Below are 15,606 nucleotides of genomic sequence, written 5' to 3'. Positions count from 1 at the left end.
TCAGCAATGAACGCAAGATCGCGTGATAACCACCCCAAGGTAGCCGACCGGTGCGGCCGGCAGCAAAACGAAACGGCCCCGCGACGTGGTGACGTTCGTCGCATCACCGCTCGGAACGTGCTGCGCTCCGGGCGGCTCAGACCTTTTCGTCGGCCTCGTCCGACCGGACCGCGTCCGCAACCGCCTTGGCGACGACCTTGGAGACGTCGGGCTGGAACACGCTCGGGATGATGTATGCCGGGTTGAGTTCCTCGGGCTTGACCACGTCGGCCAGTGCGTATGCCGCAGCCAGCATGACGTCCATCGTGACGCTGCGTGCCGCCGCGTCGAGCAGACCGCGGAAGACGCCGGGGAAGACCAGGACGTTGTTGATCTGGTTCGCGAAGTCGCTGCGACCGGTGGCGACCACGGTCGCGTGCTCCGCCGCTGCGGTGGGGTCCACCTCGGGCTCCGGGTTGGCCAGCGCGAAGACGATCGCGTCCTCCGCCATACCGGCGATGTCCTCACCGTTCAACAGGTTCGGCGCGGACACCCCGATGAACACGTCGGCTCCGCGGACCGCGTCCTTCAACGTGCCGGTGAGTCGGTCGGGGTTGGTCGACGCCGCGAGCTTGGCCAGGTCACTGCCCGGAGCCGCCTTGATGTCGGCCCGCTCCGGCTCGACGACACCGTTGATGTCGGACAGCACGATGTCCTTGGCGCCGGCAGCCATGAGCAGCAACGCGATCGCCGTGCCGGCCGCACCGGCGCCGGACTGCACGATGCGGACGTCGGACAGTTCCTTGCCGACCACGCGCAACGCGTTGCGCAGCGCGGCCAGCACCACGATGGCGGTGCCGTGCTGGTCGTCGTGGAAGACCGGGATGTCCAACTCGTCACGCAGCCGCCGCTCGATCTCGAAGCAGCGCGGCGCCGAGATGTCCTCCAGGTTGATGCCGGCGAACTCCGGCGCGACGGCCTTGACCGTGCGGATGATCTCCTCGGTGTCCTTGGTGTCCAGGCACAGCGGGAATGCGTCGATGTCGGCGAACCGCTTGAACAGCGCCGCCTTGCCCTCCATCACCGGCAGCGCCGCGAGCGGACCGATGTCCCCGAGCCCGAGCACTGCGGTGCCGTCCGTGACCACCGCGACGGTGTTGCGCTTGATCGTCAATCGCCTTGCGTCCTCGGGGTTCTCGGCGATGTCGAGGCAGACCCGCGCAACACCCGGGGTGTAGACCATGGACAGGTCGTCGCGGTTGCGGATCGGGACCTTGGACTCGATCTTGAGCTTGCCGCCGAGGTGCGCCAGGAAGGTGCGGTCACTGACCTTGTGGATCTCCACACCCTCGACCGCGCGCATCGCCGCGACCAGCTCGGCGGCGTGGTCCGCGTCGCGCGCGGCGGCGGTGACGTCGATGGTCATCCGCGCGTTGTCGGAGTGGTTGATGTCCAGCGCGGTCACCAGTCCCCCGTTGCGCTCCACCGCGCCGGTGAGCTCGCTCACGGCGGTGGCCCGGCCGGGCAGATCGACGCGGACGGTGATCGAGTTGGACACAGAGGGCAGCGCAGTCATGCGGGCATCATTTCAGGCCGCTGATCACGGCGGCGACCTGGTCCTTCGCGTCACCGAAGAGCATCCCGGTGTTGTCCCGGTGGAAGAGCGGATTGGGGACACCGGCATACCCCGATGCCATCGATCGCTTGAGGACCACGACGTCCGCGGCCTCCCACACGCGCAGCACCGGCATCCCGGCGATGGGCGACCCGGGATCCTCGGCGGCCGCCGGGTTGACGGTGTCGTTGGCACCGATGACCAGCACGACGTCGGTGTCTCCGAACTCGTCGTTGATCTCGTCCATCTCCAGCACGATGTCGTAGGGCACCTTCGCCTCCGCCAGCAGCACGTTCATGTGCCCCGGCAGCCGCCCGGCCACCGGATGTATGGCGAACCGCACCTGTTTGCCGCTGTCCCGCAGCGTGGTGGTGAGGTCGGCGACGGCGTACTGCGCCTGCGCCACCGCCATCCCGTAGCCGGGCGCGATCACGACCGACGTCGCCGCGGACAGCAGGTCGGTCACCTCCGCCACGGTGGTTTCCCGGTGACCGCCCAGGTCCGCGTCGTTCGCCGGGCCCGCTTCGATGCCGAAGCCGCCGGCGATCACCGACAGGAACGACCGATTCATCGCCCGGCACATGATGTAGGACAGGTAGGCACCGGAGGACCCGACGAGCGCACCGGTGACGATCAGCAGGTCGTTCTCCAGCAGGAAACCGGATGCGGCGGCCGCCCAGCCGGAGTAGCTGTTCAGCATCGACACCACCACCGGCATGTCTCCGCCGCCGATGGAGGCGACCAGGTGCAGGCCGAGTGCCAGCGCGAGCACGGTGACCACGACCAGCAGCCACAGCTGCGGTTGTATGACGAACCACCCGGTCAGCGCGACGAAGACGGCCAGCGCGCCCAGATTGAGCAGGTTCTTGCCCGGGAGCACCAGCGGCCGGGACTGCATCCGCGCCGACAGTTTGAGGAACGCGATGATCGAACCGGTGAAGGTGACCGCACCGACGAAGACCCCGATGAACACCTCGGCGTGGTGGATGCCCAACGTGGACAGCGACTCCAGGCGGCGTGCTTCCGATCCGCGCGGGTCGTGCTCGACCTGCAGGTAGCCGTTCCAGCCGACCAGGACGGCCGCGAGGCCGACGAAAGAGTGCAGCAGCGCGATCAGCTCGGGCATGCCGGTCATCTCGACCACCCGGGCGCGCCACAACCCGATGGCGCCACCGATGACCATCGCCACGATCAGCAGCGCCAGGCCGGAGCCCTGGATGTCCCGGTCGACGGCGAGCGCGATGGTGGCGCCGAGCGCCAGCGCCATACCGGCGATGCCGTAGGTGTTGCCGGCTCTGGCGGTCTCGTGCTTGGACAACCCGTCGAGGGCGAGGATGAACAGCAGGGCGGCGACGATGTATGCCGCAGACGCGGCGGAAGCAACGGTGATCATGATCGCGCGAACATTCCGAGCATGCGGCGGGTGACCGCGAAGCCGCCGAAGATGTTGATCGACGCGACCAGGATCGCCATGCACGAGATCACCGTGATCGCCGAGCCGTGCTGCCCGATCTGCACCAGGGCGCCCACCACGATGATCCCGGAGATCGCATTGGTCACCGACATCAGCGGTGTGTGCAGCGCGTGGTGCACGTTGCGGATCACGTAGTAGCCGATCACGATCGCGAGCGCGAAGACGGTCAGGTGCACCATCAGGGCGGCCGGTGAGATCGCCAGCAGGACGAACAGCACGACCGCAGCGCCGAGCACGCCGCCCATGCGGCGGGCCGGCGAGACGGGTTGCCGCTCCGGCTCGGGTGGTCGCGGCGGCGCGGCGGCCGGCGGCGGTGAGGGTGCGGCGGACACCGGCACGGCGGGTGGCGGCCAGCGCGACTCGCCGTCGCGGACGACCAGCAGGGAGCGCTGCACCACGTCGGCCTCGTCGAGCACCAACTGCCCGTCCTTGCCCGGGGTGAGCAGTTTCATCAGGTTGACCAGGTTGGTGCCGTAGAGCTGGGACGCCTGCGCCGGCAGACGGCCGGCCAGATCGGTGTAACCGATGATGGTCACGCCGTTGCCGGTCCGCACCACCTCACCCGCGACGGAGCCCTCCACGTTGCCGCCGTTCGCGGCTGCCATGTCGACGACGACGCTGCCCGGCCGCATGCTGGCGACCATGTCGGCGCTGATCAGCCGGGGTGCCGGTCGTCCCGGGATCAGTGCGGTGGTGATGACGATGTCGACGTCCTGCGTCTGTGCGGCATACAACTGCGCTTCGCGAGCCTGGTAGTCCTGCCCCATCTCCTGTGCGTAGCCGGTCGCAGACACCTCGGCGCCCGGGTCCTCGATCGACAGGTATTCGCCGCCGAGGGACCTGACCTGGTCGGCGACCTCCGGGCGCGGGTCGGTGGCCCGCACCACCGCACCCAGCGACACGGCGGTTCCGATGGCCGCCAGGCCGGCGACACCCGCACCGCACACCAGCACTTTCGCCGGAGGGACTTTGCCTGCCGCGGTGACCTGACCGGTGAAGAACCGGCCGAACGTGTGCGCGGCCTCCACGACCGCCCGGTAACCCGCGATGTTGGCCATCGAGGACAGCACGTCCAGGGACTGTGCGCGGGAGATGCGCGGCGCCGCATCGAGCGCGAGCGCGGTGATCGGCCGCCGGGACAGGTCCGCGACCAGCTCCGGACGGATGCGCGGCGCGAGGATGCCGACGACCGTGGCGCCGGGACGCAGCCGGTCCAACTGTGCGGCGCTGAGCGCGTCGACGCCGAGGACGATGTCGGCGTCGAGGGCATCGCCCAGCGCGGCACCGGCGGCGGCATACGCCTCGTCGGCGAAGCCGGCACGTTCCCCGGCGCCGGGATCGACCACGACGGCATACCCGAGCTTGCGCAGTTGTCCCACGGTGGCCGGCGTCGCCGCGACACGCGCCTCCCCCGCCGCGGCCTCCGTGACAACTCCGATCCGCATGGGGACCCTCTCGCTCGGTTGTCGTCATCGTAGGATCCGGACCGACCCCCGGAGGAGAAACGAGAACACCGCAGCCGGACCAGGATCCGGCTGCGGTGTCTGGTGATGATGGGTCTCGCGTGGAGGTGGCGGGAATCGAACCCGCGTCCGCTGGTGTCGAGGTAAGGCTTCTCCGGGCGCAGTGCGCTGTGGATTTTCTCGGCCCCAGGGCTCGCACGCACACGTTCCCTGACAGGCCCAGCCGAGTAAGAGTCCCGTGTCGCCCCTCGGCGTGACGACACAGCAAGTCCTCTAGCTGACGCCAGACACTGAGTCGAGAACTAGCTCAGGCTGACGGACTTCGAAGCTCGCTCAGGCGGCGAGGGCGAAGTCGGTGCGCTTTGAGTCGGCACCTATTGGTTTTGCACGGAGCGTTCACGAGATAACCGTGCATCCTCGGCCCGCTTCCCCTACAACGGCGATCAACGTCGAAACCGATCACCCCCGTTGGATTGCTTACCGGACTGACTTTCGCCGGTCTGCGAACCATCATCACTGTTCAGTTGTCCGCCGAAGCATACGGTGCAACGCCGACCGGCGCGAACCCATTCCTCAGACGCCGAAGTCGGGGCGCAGCGGGTATGCCGCCTGCCCGTCGGCTGAAACCTTCTCACCGAGCACCTGGTGCAGCTGGATGTGGTTGCGTTCGAAGCCGATCGACGAACCGGCCAGGTAGAGACCCCAGACGCGCGCGATCTGCTCGCCGGCGTCACGCACGCACTCGTCCCAGTTGGCTGACAGGTTCTTGCACCAGGCCCGGGTGGTGCGCGCGTAGTGCTCGCGCAGGTCCTCGGCGTGCCGGATCTCGAAGCCCTCGTCCTGCATCGTCGACACCACGGTGCCGACACCGGTGATCTCACCGTCGGGGAAGACGTAGCGGTTGATGAATCCGCCGCGGGTGAGCGCCGGCGCCTTGTTGTCCGGTCGGGTGATGCAGTGGTTCAGCATGCGTCCGCCGACCTTGAGCCGGTCGTAGTTGAACTTGAAGTAGCTCGGGTAGTTCTTCACCCCGATGTGCTCGGTCAGGCCGATGGAGCTGACCGCGTCGAAGCCGTCCTCGGTGATGTCGCGGTAGTCGCCGTGCCGGACCTCGCCACGGTCGTCCAGGCCGCACTCCTTCAGGTGCTGCTGCGCCCAGGAGGCCTGCTCGGCCGACAGGGTGACCCCCAGTGCCGTGACGCCGTAATGCTGCACCGCGTGCTTGACCATGCCGCCCCAGCCGCAGCCGATGTCGAGCAGCCGCATCCCGGGCTTGAGGCCCAGCTTCTTGCACACCAGGTCGAACTTGTGCTCCTGCGCCTGCTCGAGCGTCGCGTCCTGCGTCGGGTAGCAGGAGCAGGTGTAGGCCATCGACGGGCCGAGCACCAGCTCGTAGAAATCGTTGCTGACGTCGTAGTGGTGATGGATCGCCTGGGCGTCCCGCTTGCGGGAATGGCGCAGCCCGCGCAGTCCTTCGGCCATCCGGCGCCACTGCGGCGCCGACTCCTGCGCCGGCAGCTCCGGCACCCGGAAACTCCGCAGCCCCAACGACGTGGCGATCTCGGCCAGCTCGCCGACCGGTGGGCGACGCGGTGCAAAACCGTCCAGGAAGAGCGACAGGAAGTCGTAGGGGTCGCCCGGATCGATGCCCTCGACGATGAGGTCGCCCATGATGTAGGCGCGCGCCAGCCCGAGCTCACCGGGTGCCGTCACCAGGTAGCGCAATGCCCGTTCGTTGGAGATGTCGATCGTGACGACGGCGTCCGGGTTGCCGCCGCGGGAGCCGTCATACGCCTTCACCGCGAACGGCACGTCCGCGCCGAAGATCCGGTCCGAAATCTCCCCAATACTCAGCGTCACCGCCGCTTCACCGCCTTCGTGTAGAGATCGGGCAACCGCCCGTCCGGGTCGTACTGATGCTTGACCTGCTCGAGCGTGTCGCCGCCGTAGAGGGACCAGAAGGTGTCCTCGTCGTAGTAGGCGTCGCTGTAGAGCGACTTGTGCCCACCCAGCTCGTGCACGACACGTTCGATGTCCTTGTTGACGTCGCCATCGGCCCGGCCGGGTGTGATCTCGACGGTCGACCAGAAACCGACGTTGACGTACTGCTCCCCGCGCTTGAGCGGGTAGAGCGGCCAGGGCTGCTCTCCATGATCCACGTCGCGAACCGCCAACGGGCACAACCAGATCGGCTCGATCGGCACGTTGTCCAGGAACCAGTCGAGGAAGTCCTCCGTGCGATCCAGCGCGATCTCGACGTCCTGCACGACGCGTTCCCGGGGCAGCTTGCCCTTCGTGGCGTCCAGCTTGGCGACGTAACCGTGCTTGTTCTCCCAGCGGATCACTTTGCTGTAGACGTCGCTGCGCAGGTAGCGGCGGGGAACCAGCCGCCGCAGCAACGGTTTCTGCAGGCCGAGCGCCCGGTTGCACCAGAACCAGTCGGTGTCCCAGCGCCACAGATAGTCCAGCACCGTCAGGTAGTCCTCGCTGCGCTGCTGGATCGAGCGGTAGTAGATCTGCTGGCCCGTGTAGTCCGAGGTGTATGGCGCGGAGCTCGCCCAGCTGCCCAGCACCAGGTAGCACTCCGCGCGCGAGAAGACGACGCCGTCCACGAAATCGACGTCCTCGCCGTCGTACGAGCGGTCCTGCAGCACCTGCCGCAGCGTCCCCAGCAGTTCACCGGTCGCGCCGAAGCGCACGTGCCGCAGATGGACGTATGGCGCCACCCGCTCCAGTGCGATCTTCAGCCGCACCGAGTAGCCCAGCGACCCGTAGGAGTTGGGGAAGGTCCGGAACAGATCCGCGTGCTCGTTGTCGTCGCGCGCGGTGACGATCTCACCCGAGCCGGTCAGCACGTCCATCTCGATCAGCGACTCGTGCGGCAATCCGTTGCGGAAAGACGACGACTCGATGCCGAGACCGGTCACGGCGCCCCCGAGCGTGATCGTCCGCAGCTGCGGGACGACATACGGCATCAGCCCGTAGCGCAGGGTGGCATCGACCAGGTCCTCGTAGGTCGTCATGCCCTGCACATCCGCGGTCCCCGCCCGCGGATCCACCTCGACAACACCACTGAGGCGTGAAACATCAAGTCCCGGAACGGGATTGGCTTCGCGTGGGCGGAAGAGGTTGGACGTCCGTTTGGCCAGCCGGACCGGCGCCCCGGCAGGCATGGCCGCCAGCTGCCGTTGCAGATCCTCGACCGCCGCTCGGTGCTTGGTCCAGCCGACGATCTCCCCGCGTGCGCGCGCCACGTTGCCTCCAACCGGTCCTGTCAGGGTGCGCCCAGCAACCTACCCCTTGGCGCCACTTGCGTCGGCAGGCGGTGCGGGTCTACCTTAGCGATAGAACGAAACAGTTTCGTTTCATCGAAGATCAGGGAGACTGGTCCTCGATGACCTACTCCTCCAGGGAAGGAAGACGACCATGAACGCCTCAGCGACCACCAGCGAAGTCGGCAGCAAGCCGCGCGTAGAGGGTGACCGCGAGGCGGAGATCCTGGAAGGCGTCATCGCCACCCTGATCGACGTCGGCTACGACCGGATGTCTTTCGATGCAGTGGCCGCAAAGGTTCGCGCCAGCAAGGCGACTCTCTACCGGAAGTGGCCGACCAAGGCCGATCTGGTCGTCAGCGCGTTGGAGCATCTCAAGGCACAGGGCGGCGAGGATCCGCACGGCCTGCCCGACACCGGCAGCCTGGCCGGTGACCTGACGTTCCACTTCTGCGACGACCAGGAATTCAATGAGAAGTCGACACTGCTGTTCGGTGCCGTCGTCTCGGCGATCCACCGCGACCCGGAGCTGACCCAGGTCTTCAACGAACGCTTCATGAAGCCGCGCATGGGACAGCTGCGTGAGGTCATCGTGCGTGCTCAACAACGAGGCGAGGTCGGCGCGGACGCCGACGTCGACCAACTCGCCGGAATCCTGCCGTCGGCCATCGCCTACCGCGTGATGACCACGGGTGAGTGCCCGGACAAACCCTTCATCACCTCAACGATCGATCAGGTCCTGCTCCCCGCGTGCCGGGCGAGCGTGACCGACAACGGACAGCGGTAGTCCGCAAGACCCGCTTTGCTTCTGTTTGTCGAAATGGAGCGGCTCCGCTCGACATATCTGTAACAGCAACCACGACCGCCATCCGGCGGCCGGCTGACCGAACACAGCCAACAGTCACCCGACGATCGCACCCGGTCGCCGGCCGAACACTCCTGTGCCTGCTCACGGCCGGCACCCATCCTCAGAAGGGACCACCTGATGACAACAGTCGTCGACGCGGTGTCCGAGGAGCAGTCCACCCCGAGGAAGACCAACCTCACCGTGGCTCTCATCGTGATCGCCATGGCGCAGCTGATGATCGTGCTGGACGGCACGATCGTGAACATCGCCACACCGCACATCCTGACCGACCTGGACTTCACGCAGTCGAGCGTGCAGTGGGTCGTGACGGCATACGCCCTGGCCTTCGGCAGCCTGTTGCTGCTCGGCGGACGCCTCGGCGACCTCTTCGGCCGCCGCCGGATGTTCGTGCTCGGTGTCGCGGTCTTCGCGATCGCCTCACTGATCGGCGGCATCGCACCCAGCGGCGCGTTGCTGCTGGCCGCCCGTGCGCTGCAGGGCGCCGGTGCCGCACTGGCCTCCCCCGCCGCACTGGCACTGATCAACACCACCTTCCCGGCCGGCAAGGAGCGCAACCGCGCGATGGCCGTGTATGCCGCGATGTCCGGCGCCGGCGCAGCCGTCGGCCTGATCCTCGGCGGCCTGCTCACCGAGGCCGACTGGCGGTGGACGTTCTTCATCAACGTGCCGATCGGTTTGGCGGTCGCGGCGCTGGCGCCGCGTGTGCTGATCGAGTCGGAGGGCAGCGACGGCACCCTGGACATCTGGGGCGCGGTGACCGGCACGGTCGGTCTCTTCGGGATCGTCTACGGCCTGTCCCACGCCGGCCAGCAGGGCTCGTCGTGGGGTGACTTCCAGACCCTCTTCCCGCTGCTGGGCGGGCTGGTCGTGGTCGCCGCGTTCGTGCTCATCGAGAGCCGGGTGAAGCACCCGCTGCTGCCGCTGCGGATCCTGGCGGACCGCACCCGTGCGGTGTCGCTCTTCTCGATGCTGCTGATCGGCGCGGGAATGTTCTCGATGTTCTTCTTCCTCGGCCTGTTCATCCAGCAGGTGCTGGGCTACTCCCCGGTGAAGTCGGGCTTCTCGTTCCTGCCGTTCAGTGTCGGGATCGTCGCGGCGGCGGGCGTCGCCTCCAACCTGGCCGGGCGGGTGGACCCGCGGTGGCTGGCCGGCTTCGGCGGAGTGCTCACCACCGTCGCCATGTGGGGCTTCACCCAGCTGTCCACGGACAGCGGCTACGCATCGCACCTGCTGCCGTGGGTGGTCGTGATGGGCTTCGGCATGGGCTTCCTGTTCATCCCGCTGACGCTGACCGCGACGGCCGGCGTGAGCAAGGACGACTCGGGAGCGGCGGCATCAGCGCTCAACACCGCACAGCAAATCGGAGGAGCTGTCGGCATCGCCGCGTTGACGACCGTCTTCACCCACTTCGCCACCCAGAAGGGCACCGAGCTCGCCGCGAGCGGGCAGGCCGCCCTGGAGCGGGCGACCGCAGCCGGCCAGGCGCCGACCAAGGGCCAGATCGCCGAGGCCACCCACCAGGCCGCACTGCAGGCGCAGACCTTCGGTTCGACGCACGCCTTCTGGTATGCCGCCGGCATGCTGCTGGTCGGCACCCTGCTGGTGATCGGGCTGCTCAACATCAAGCACACCGAGTTGGCCTCCGAGGAGGCCGCGGTGCACGTCGGCTGAGCCGGCTGCCCGACGGGTCATGCCCCGACGCCTGCGGTGTGCCCGTAGGGTCGGGGCATGACTCGTTCGCTGCGCGCCGTCCCGCGGTCGTTGGCCGTGGCGCGGGTCAGCGGCCGGATCGACCCGGCGACCTCGGGCGGTGTCACCGCACCGTTCGGCGGTGTGGTGACCTTCTGCGTCGCCGGCGGGGACCCGGTGCAGGCCGGGGACGTCGTGGCGGTCATCGAGGCGATGAAGCTGGAGGCGGCCCTCACCGCACCACGCACCGGAACGGTGCGCCGACTCGCCGTACCCGATCAGACACAGGTCGAGGGCGGCGCGGTGCTGCTGGAGATCAGCTGACAGCAGGTGGAACCCATCGGCTCCGGCTCGGGTCATAATGTCCGTCGTGGTCGGCTGCATTCAGCTGCGCCGCGAGGCCGACCGCCGAGGGGATCGCTGAGGGGAGTGCAACGCATGGCCAGGGCACGAGTTGCGTATGCCGCGGCCGCCGGGATGGTCGCCGCCGGTCTGCTGGCCGGGTGCGGCGGCAGCAGTGGGGGCACCGCGTCGGCGCCGCCGTGGACCGAGGGCGCCGGCCAGGAGGGCCTGGTCAGGGCGACGGTGCCGGGCAACGGCTCGGACCGCAAAGTCGTCGACGGCGGCGACGTCTGGACCTTCACCCTGGCCACGCCGGACGACCCCAACGTTCCCTCCACCCAGTGGCCCAGCGCCGACACGGTGCTGACGTCCGACCAGCTCAAGGGCGCGATCCCGGAAGCGTCCGCGGTCACGCTCGGCAGCTGCGTCAAGGGCGACAGCGGTCTGGAGAAGACCGCCAAGAACGCTTCGTGCACCTGGTCGGTGTCCCTGCAGGACGGTCGTGGCTACTCCAACTCGGTGCAAGTCAGCATCGTCAGCATCGGTGCCGACCAGCGGGTCACCGAGTCATGGACCTCCGAGCGCAACAAGAACTTCGCCAACCACAAAGCCGGTGAGCGCTTCTTCGCCAGCGGCTCGTTCAGCGCCAAGGGCAGCTACTACCTGGACAACGACCAGTCGTCGGTGCTGGTGTCGGACGGCAACATGGCGGCCTGGATCAATCTGACCTTCCGCGGTTTCAACTCGCTGCACGACTCCCGCAACACCCTGCTCACCGGCATCTTCCCGGTGCTGGCCAAGGACCTTGCCGACCGGATGCCGAGGAAATACGCATGAGACGAACAACCGCCCTCGCGGCCGCTGTCGCCGCCGCCGTCACGGTGAGCGTGCCGGCATACACCGCGTATGCCGCGGGCGGTGCGGGCGGCGTTCCGGCCAAGCCCGGCACGTCGACCAGTGCGCCCAAGACGTCGCGCTCCGGCAAGTCGCCGGCCAGCACGCCGGCGTCGGTGACGCCATACACTCCCCCGGCGGCGCCCGGCGATGCGGCCACACCCACGGCCAAGCGCATCACGCCGTCCGGGCATTTCGCGGTGCAGGTGGACCGCACCGGCAAGCAGCCGATGGACCAGACGTGGCCGGCCGCGGCGGAGATCTTCACCCAGGCGGAACTGCGGCAGGTGCTGCCCGGTCTCACCGGTATGACGGCCACCCAGTGTGCCACCGGCAACCTGCCCGGCGGCGGCTCGACGGCGAAGTCGACCACGTGCACCTTGGAGCTGCGGATCTCCGGAGAGCCCGACGACGACCGCAGCAAGCTGATGATCAACATCCGCGGGTTCGGCCTGCCGCAGCAGATCGGCAAGCAGTGGACCCGGGACCTGACGCAGGACCGCGCGCGATCGGCGAAACGTCCGGGGCTCTACACCTTCTATGCCAATAAGGCGCTCGGAGTCTCCGCGGCATACACCGACGGCACCACGACCAAGGTGTTGCTGCAGCACGGCGACGTCGCGGGTGAGGTGTGGTTCAGCGGCATCGGCTTCACCACGCTGACGAACGACTATCTGGCGTCCCGGCGCCTCTACCGCACGACCATCGTGCCGTCCTTGGTCCAGCTGCTCGGGGCCAAGCTCACCACCACCGCGAAGGCCACCGCATGAAGCGCCTCGCCGTCGTGACCGCCGGCGTGCTGGCCCTGTCGGTGCTCACCGGGTGCGGGGGCGGCAGCGGCACCTCCGCCGCGACGAGCACCACCACCGGCCCGAAGCCGCACGAGCCCTACAAGACCGAGCAGCCCGGCCAGTGGGACTCCCCCGGCGTCGTCGTCGCCAACAACGCCGGCCGCAAGGTCGTGCTCGACAAGAGCCTGCCGGTCTTCGACCCGCCGATCACCGACGGCGGCGTCGCACAGTCGGACTGGCCGGAGGCCGGGCGGCTGCTGTCGATCAAGGAACTGATCGGTGTCTTCCCGGACGCCACCAAGATCGGCTTCACTCCCGACGGCCCGACCAAGCTGGTCGTCACCCCGTCGTTGCAGGGTGACTCCAACTCCGAGAACGTTCCCGACAATTCCATCACCATCACCGTCGACTCGGTCGGCACCGAGAACTCGGTGCTGGCGGCATACGACAGCAAGCGCTCGAGCGACCGGACCGTCTACACCGACGCCGGCGGCAAACCGCAGGACAGCCGCGTCTACTACAAGGACGGCTCGTTCCGGACCCAGCGGCTGAGCATTGCGCCCGGCAACGGGGGGTCGCCGACGTACGACATCGTGATCGGCAACGGCCGCACCGCCATGCGGCTGACCATGACGTATGACGGCTTCTTCTCACTGAGCGGCGACGACTTCGGGTCCTATAAGGACGTGCTGCAGCAGCAGATCTTCCCGCTGATCTTCCAGTTGCTCGCCGCGCGGATGTAGCGACTACTCGTTGTTGTTGTCGTCGTCGTCCTTGTGGTCGTCGTCGAGGTCGTAGGTCGGCACCCGCAAGGTGGCCAGGAACGTGATCGCCCCGACCAGGATCACCAGCACGCCGGGCAGCGGGGCGCCGGACGTCGCGACCGTGATGCCGACGATGACCGCCAGGGCGTTCCAGAGCAGCGAGGGTGTGCGGGCCAGACTGCGTTCGCGCCAGAAGCACCAGGACAGCAACCCGCTGCAGACCGCGAGCGCCAGCACGGTGCCGCCCTCGGTCGCGGCGCGGCCCGCGTCGTCGCTGCTGCCGGAGATCGCGACGACGACCAGCACCACCGCGAAGACGACCAGCACGGCGGTCTGCACGGCCAGCAGCAATGCGGGCAGCCGCCAGGTCGAGTGCGGGCGGGTCGTCGGAGGGCGGGTCGTCACGGCATGCACCGTATGCCGCTGCGCGTTCCGCGGCAGCGTCGCCCCCGCGCCGACGACGCGGATGTGACGGACGACTCACGACTGACGCGGAAATTCTTGGTCAAAGCGCTTGTGGATTGTTGTTTGGATCTGTGAAGGTTGGGAACAGCGTATGGCGCACCGACGTTACCCAAGACGAACCCTTGGCGACGTCATGGTCCGCCACCACCGAACGTCCGCACCCGGTGACCCCCGTCGCGGACTGTCACACCACCGATTCGTTGACGTACGTGCCTGCGACACGTGCGTCTGGAGCAAGGAGCAGAACCACATGGATTGGCGCGATCGCGCTGCATGCCTGGACGAGGACCCGGAGCTGTTCTTCCCCATCGGCAACACGGGACCCGCCTTGCAGCAGATCGAGGACGCCAAACAGGTGTGCCGTCGCTGCGAGGTCATCGACACCTGCCTGAAGTGGGCCCTGGAGTCCGGCCAGGACGCCGGCGTCTGGGGCGGTCTCTCCGAGGACGAGCGCCGCGCCCTGAAGCGCCGCAACGCCCGCGCCCGCCGCGCCGGATAACTCACGGCTCCTCGCGCAACCGGGCCACGAAGCGCACCTGCGTGCCGTGCGGCTCCCTCCGCGACCAGCTGATCTCGCCGCGCAGGTCCTGCACGAAGGACCGCACGATCTGAATGCCGAGTCCGGACCGCGCCGGATCGAAGTCGCCCGGCAGCCCGGCACCGTCGTCGGTGACCGTCACCCGCAGCACGCCTTCACCGTTGGCATTGGTCGAGCGCTCGGCGTCCAACGTCACCTGTCCCCCGTGATCCGCGAACCCGTGCTCGATGGCGTTCTGGACCAACTCCGCCACGATCATCGCCACGGCGGTCGCGTCCTCGGCGTGCAATGACCCGAACGTGCCGGTCAGCACGGCGGTCACCCGCTCCTGCGAGCGGTTGCTGATCTCGACCGCCGACCGCAACGAACTGCTGGCGATCTCGTCGAACGGGGTGGTGTCGTCCCAGCCGCCGCTGAGCGTCTCGTGCACCGCGGCGATGGTGCCGACGCGCCGCACCGCACCGTCGAGTGCGGCCCGAGCCTGCGGATCGTCCAGCCGTCGCGCCTGCAGTCGCAACACGGCGGCGACGGTCTGCAGATTGTTCTTGACCCGGTGATGAATCTCCCGGATCGTCGCGTCCTTGCTGAGCAGCTCGCGCTCGCGGCGGCGTACCTCACTGACGTCCCGCACCAGCAGCACCGCACCGGTGCGCCGGCCGCCCTCCGACAGCGGGATCGAGCGGGCGCTGACGTAGGCACTGCGCGACTCGATCTCGGTGCTCCACGGCACCCGGCCGGTCAGCACCATCATCAGCTCCTCGTCGACCGGCCCGCCCTCCGGCAGGACCTTGCCGAGCGCCGAGGCGAGCCGCACCCCGACCAGCTGATCGTCGTGACCCAGCCGGTGCAGCGCGGACACGGCGTTCGGGCTTGCGTAGGTGACGCTGCCCTCGGCATCCAGCCGCAGCACGCCGTCGCCGACCCGCGGCGCGCCGCGCCGGCTGGCCGGTGGTGCCGCGGCGTTCGGGAACTCACCCGAGGCGATCATCCGCGACAACGCGTCGGCGGTGGCCAGGTAGGTCACCTCCAGCCGGCTGGGCGTGCGCATCGAGGCCAGGTTGGTATGGCGCGTCAGCACGGCGACCGCCTCGCGGCGCTGCACGACCGGGATGGCCTCCTCCCGCACCGGCAGCTCGTCGCGCCAGGTGGTCGAGTGCGAGCGGATGATCTGCGGGCCGTCATACGCCTGCGTGACCGTCCGCTGCCGGGTGTGGTCGATGCGGCTGCCCACGACGTCGTTGACGAAGACGCCGACGCCGGTGGTCGGTCGCACGTGCGCTGCCGCGACCCAGCTGCGGTCGCGGGTGGGCACCCACAGCACCAGGTCGGCGAAGGACAGATCGGCCAGCAGCTGCCAGTCGCTGACCAGCAGGTGCAGCCAGTCCCAGGCCGACTGGTCCAGGTCGGTGTGCTCGCCCAGCACGTCGTTCATCGAGGGCACGTGCCGAGCCT

General features: G+C 68.4%; 14 protein-coding genes and 1 other RNA gene. 7 read left to right on the top strand and 8 right to left on the bottom strand.

Annotated elements, in window-relative coordinates:
- Window positions 1-136: 136 nt before the first annotated feature.
- The 6 genes from ACYVBN_RS13090 to ACYVBN_RS13065 form a co-directional block, all read right to left on the bottom strand.
- Window positions 137-1,555 carry an NAD-dependent malic enzyme gene (locus ACYVBN_RS13090; protein ID WP_460600916.1) on the bottom strand — a complete coding sequence of 473 codons (1,419 nt, stop codon included), beginning with the start codon at window positions 1,553-1,555 and terminating at the stop codon, window positions 137-139.
- 7 nt (window positions 1,556-1,562) lie between these two features.
- Window positions 1,563-2,987: an NAD(P)(+) transhydrogenase (Re/Si-specific) subunit beta gene (gene pntB, locus ACYVBN_RS13085; RefSeq protein ID WP_460600915.1), complete on the bottom strand. Its 1,425-nt coding sequence runs from the start codon at window positions 2,985-2,987 to the stop codon at window positions 1,563-1,565.
- Entirely contained in the window at window positions 2,984-4,513 is a 1,530-nt protein-coding gene (locus ACYVBN_RS13080; protein WP_460600914.1) for an NAD(P) transhydrogenase subunit alpha, read from the bottom strand. Before ACYVBN_RS13080 ends, pntB begins: the two co-directional genes overlap by 4 nt.
- Window positions 4,514-4,630: 117 nt before the next feature.
- Window positions 4,631-4,998, bottom strand: a transfer-messenger RNA (tmRNA) gene (gene ssrA, locus ACYVBN_RS13075).
- A 106-nt stretch (window positions 4,999-5,104) separates the two neighbouring features.
- On the bottom strand, window positions 5,105-6,391 hold the full coding sequence (locus ACYVBN_RS13070; RefSeq protein ID WP_460600913.1) for a class I SAM-dependent methyltransferase: 1,287 nt from the start codon (window positions 6,389-6,391) through the stop codon (window positions 5,105-5,107).
- Complete coding sequence (locus ACYVBN_RS13065) at window positions 6,388-7,785, bottom strand: FAD-binding protein (protein WP_460600912.1); 1,398 nt, start codon at window positions 7,783-7,785, stop codon at window positions 6,388-6,390. Before ACYVBN_RS13065 ends, ACYVBN_RS13070 begins: the two co-directional genes overlap by 4 nt.
- A 172-nt stretch (window positions 7,786-7,957) precedes the next feature.
- Here ACYVBN_RS13065 and ACYVBN_RS13060 point away from each other — a divergent pair, with 172 nt between their 5' ends.
- The 6 genes from ACYVBN_RS13060 (at window position 7,958) to ACYVBN_RS13035 (ending at window position 13,130) form a co-directional block, all read left to right on the top strand.
- Complete coding sequence (locus ACYVBN_RS13060) at window positions 7,958-8,590, top strand: TetR/AcrR family transcriptional regulator (RefSeq protein ID WP_460600911.1); 633 nt, start codon at window positions 7,958-7,960, stop codon at window positions 8,588-8,590.
- 198 nt (window positions 8,591-8,788) lie between these two features.
- On the top strand, window positions 8,789-10,342 hold the full coding sequence (locus ACYVBN_RS13055) for an efflux MFS transporter permease (RefSeq protein ID WP_460600910.1): 1,554 nt from the start codon (window positions 8,789-8,791) through the stop codon (window positions 10,340-10,342).
- Between the two features lie 57 nt (window positions 10,343-10,399).
- On the top strand, window positions 10,400-10,684 hold the full coding sequence (locus ACYVBN_RS13050; protein WP_460600909.1) for a biotin/lipoyl-containing protein: 285 nt from the start codon (window positions 10,400-10,402) through the stop codon (window positions 10,682-10,684).
- A 114-nt stretch (window positions 10,685-10,798) separates the two neighbouring features.
- The gene (locus ACYVBN_RS13045; protein WP_460600908.1) at window positions 10,799-11,539 is read left to right on the top strand and encodes a hypothetical protein; all 741 of its coding nucleotides are present in this window, start codon (window positions 10,799-10,801) and stop codon (window positions 11,537-11,539) included.
- A complete protein-coding gene (locus ACYVBN_RS13040) occupies window positions 11,536-12,366 on the top strand; it encodes a hypothetical protein (protein WP_460600907.1) in 831 nt (276 codons plus the stop codon). The genes ACYVBN_RS13045 and ACYVBN_RS13040 overlap by 4 nt, the downstream gene beginning before the upstream one ends.
- A complete protein-coding gene (locus ACYVBN_RS13035; RefSeq protein WP_460600906.1) occupies window positions 12,363-13,130 on the top strand; it encodes a hypothetical protein in 768 nt (255 codons plus the stop codon). The genes ACYVBN_RS13040 and ACYVBN_RS13035 overlap by 4 nt, the downstream gene beginning before the upstream one ends.
- Window positions 13,131-13,133: 3 nt before the next feature.
- Here ACYVBN_RS13035 and ACYVBN_RS13030 read toward each other — a convergent pair whose 3' ends face one another.
- The gene (locus ACYVBN_RS13030) at window positions 13,134-13,556 is read right to left on the bottom strand and encodes a hypothetical protein (RefSeq protein ID WP_460600905.1); all 423 of its coding nucleotides are present in this window, start codon (window positions 13,554-13,556) and stop codon (window positions 13,134-13,136) included.
- A gap of 310 nt (window positions 13,557-13,866) precedes the next feature.
- Between ACYVBN_RS13030 and ACYVBN_RS13025 the strand changes: the two genes are divergently transcribed.
- Window positions 13,867-14,115 carry a WhiB family transcriptional regulator gene (locus tag ACYVBN_RS13025; protein WP_123270792.1) on the top strand — a complete coding sequence of 83 codons (249 nt, stop codon included), beginning with the start codon at window positions 13,867-13,869 and terminating at the stop codon, window positions 14,113-14,115.
- Window position 14,116: 1 nt separating this feature from the next.
- On the opposite strand, the gene ACYVBN_RS13020 is transcribed toward ACYVBN_RS13025, so the two are convergent.
- Window positions 14,117-15,586: a sensor histidine kinase gene (locus ACYVBN_RS13020; RefSeq protein WP_460601171.1), complete on the bottom strand. Its 1,470-nt coding sequence runs from the start codon at window positions 15,584-15,586 to the stop codon at window positions 14,117-14,119.
- Window positions 15,587-15,606: the final 20 nt, after the last annotated feature.

The sequence above is a fragment of the Flexivirga lutea genome (genome assembly GCF_054778955.1).
The sequence above is the reverse complement of the archived record's forward strand: the minus strand, read 5'-3'. Positions and strand labels throughout refer to the sequence as shown.

Coding starts and splice junctions, on each gene's coding strand:
- ACYVBN_RS13080 (WP_460600914.1), bottom strand. CDS start 4,513: ATGCGGATCGGAGTTGTCACGGAGGCCGCGGCGGGGGAGGCGCGTGTC.
- ACYVBN_RS13025 (WP_123270792.1), top strand. CDS start 13,867: ATGGATTGGCGCGATCGCGCTGCATGCCTGGACGAGGACCCGGAGCTG.
- pntB (WP_460600915.1), bottom strand. CDS start 2,987: ATGATCACCGTTGCTTCCGCCGCGTCTGCGGCATACATCGTCGCCGCC.
- ACYVBN_RS13045 (WP_460600908.1), top strand. CDS start 10,799: ATGGCCAGGGCACGAGTTGCGTATGCCGCGGCCGCCGGGATGGTCGCC.
- ACYVBN_RS13090 (WP_460600916.1), bottom strand. CDS start 1,555: ATGACTGCGCTGCCCTCTGTGTCCAACTCGATCACCGTCCGCGTCGAT.
- ACYVBN_RS13060 (WP_460600911.1), top strand. CDS start 7,958: ATGAACGCCTCAGCGACCACCAGCGAAGTCGGCAGCAAGCCGCGCGTA.
- ACYVBN_RS13020 (WP_460601171.1), bottom strand. CDS start 15,586: ATGAACGACGTGCTGGGCGAGCACACCGACCTGGACCAGTCGGCCTGG.
- ACYVBN_RS13040 (WP_460600907.1), top strand. CDS start 11,536: ATGAGACGAACAACCGCCCTCGCGGCCGCTGTCGCCGCCGCCGTCACG.
- ACYVBN_RS13050 (WP_460600909.1), top strand. CDS start 10,400: ATGACTCGTTCGCTGCGCGCCGTCCCGCGGTCGTTGGCCGTGGCGCGG.
- ACYVBN_RS13055 (WP_460600910.1), top strand. CDS start 8,789: ATGACAACAGTCGTCGACGCGGTGTCCGAGGAGCAGTCCACCCCGAGG.
- ACYVBN_RS13035 (WP_460600906.1), top strand. CDS start 12,363: ATGAAGCGCCTCGCCGTCGTGACCGCCGGCGTGCTGGCCCTGTCGGTG.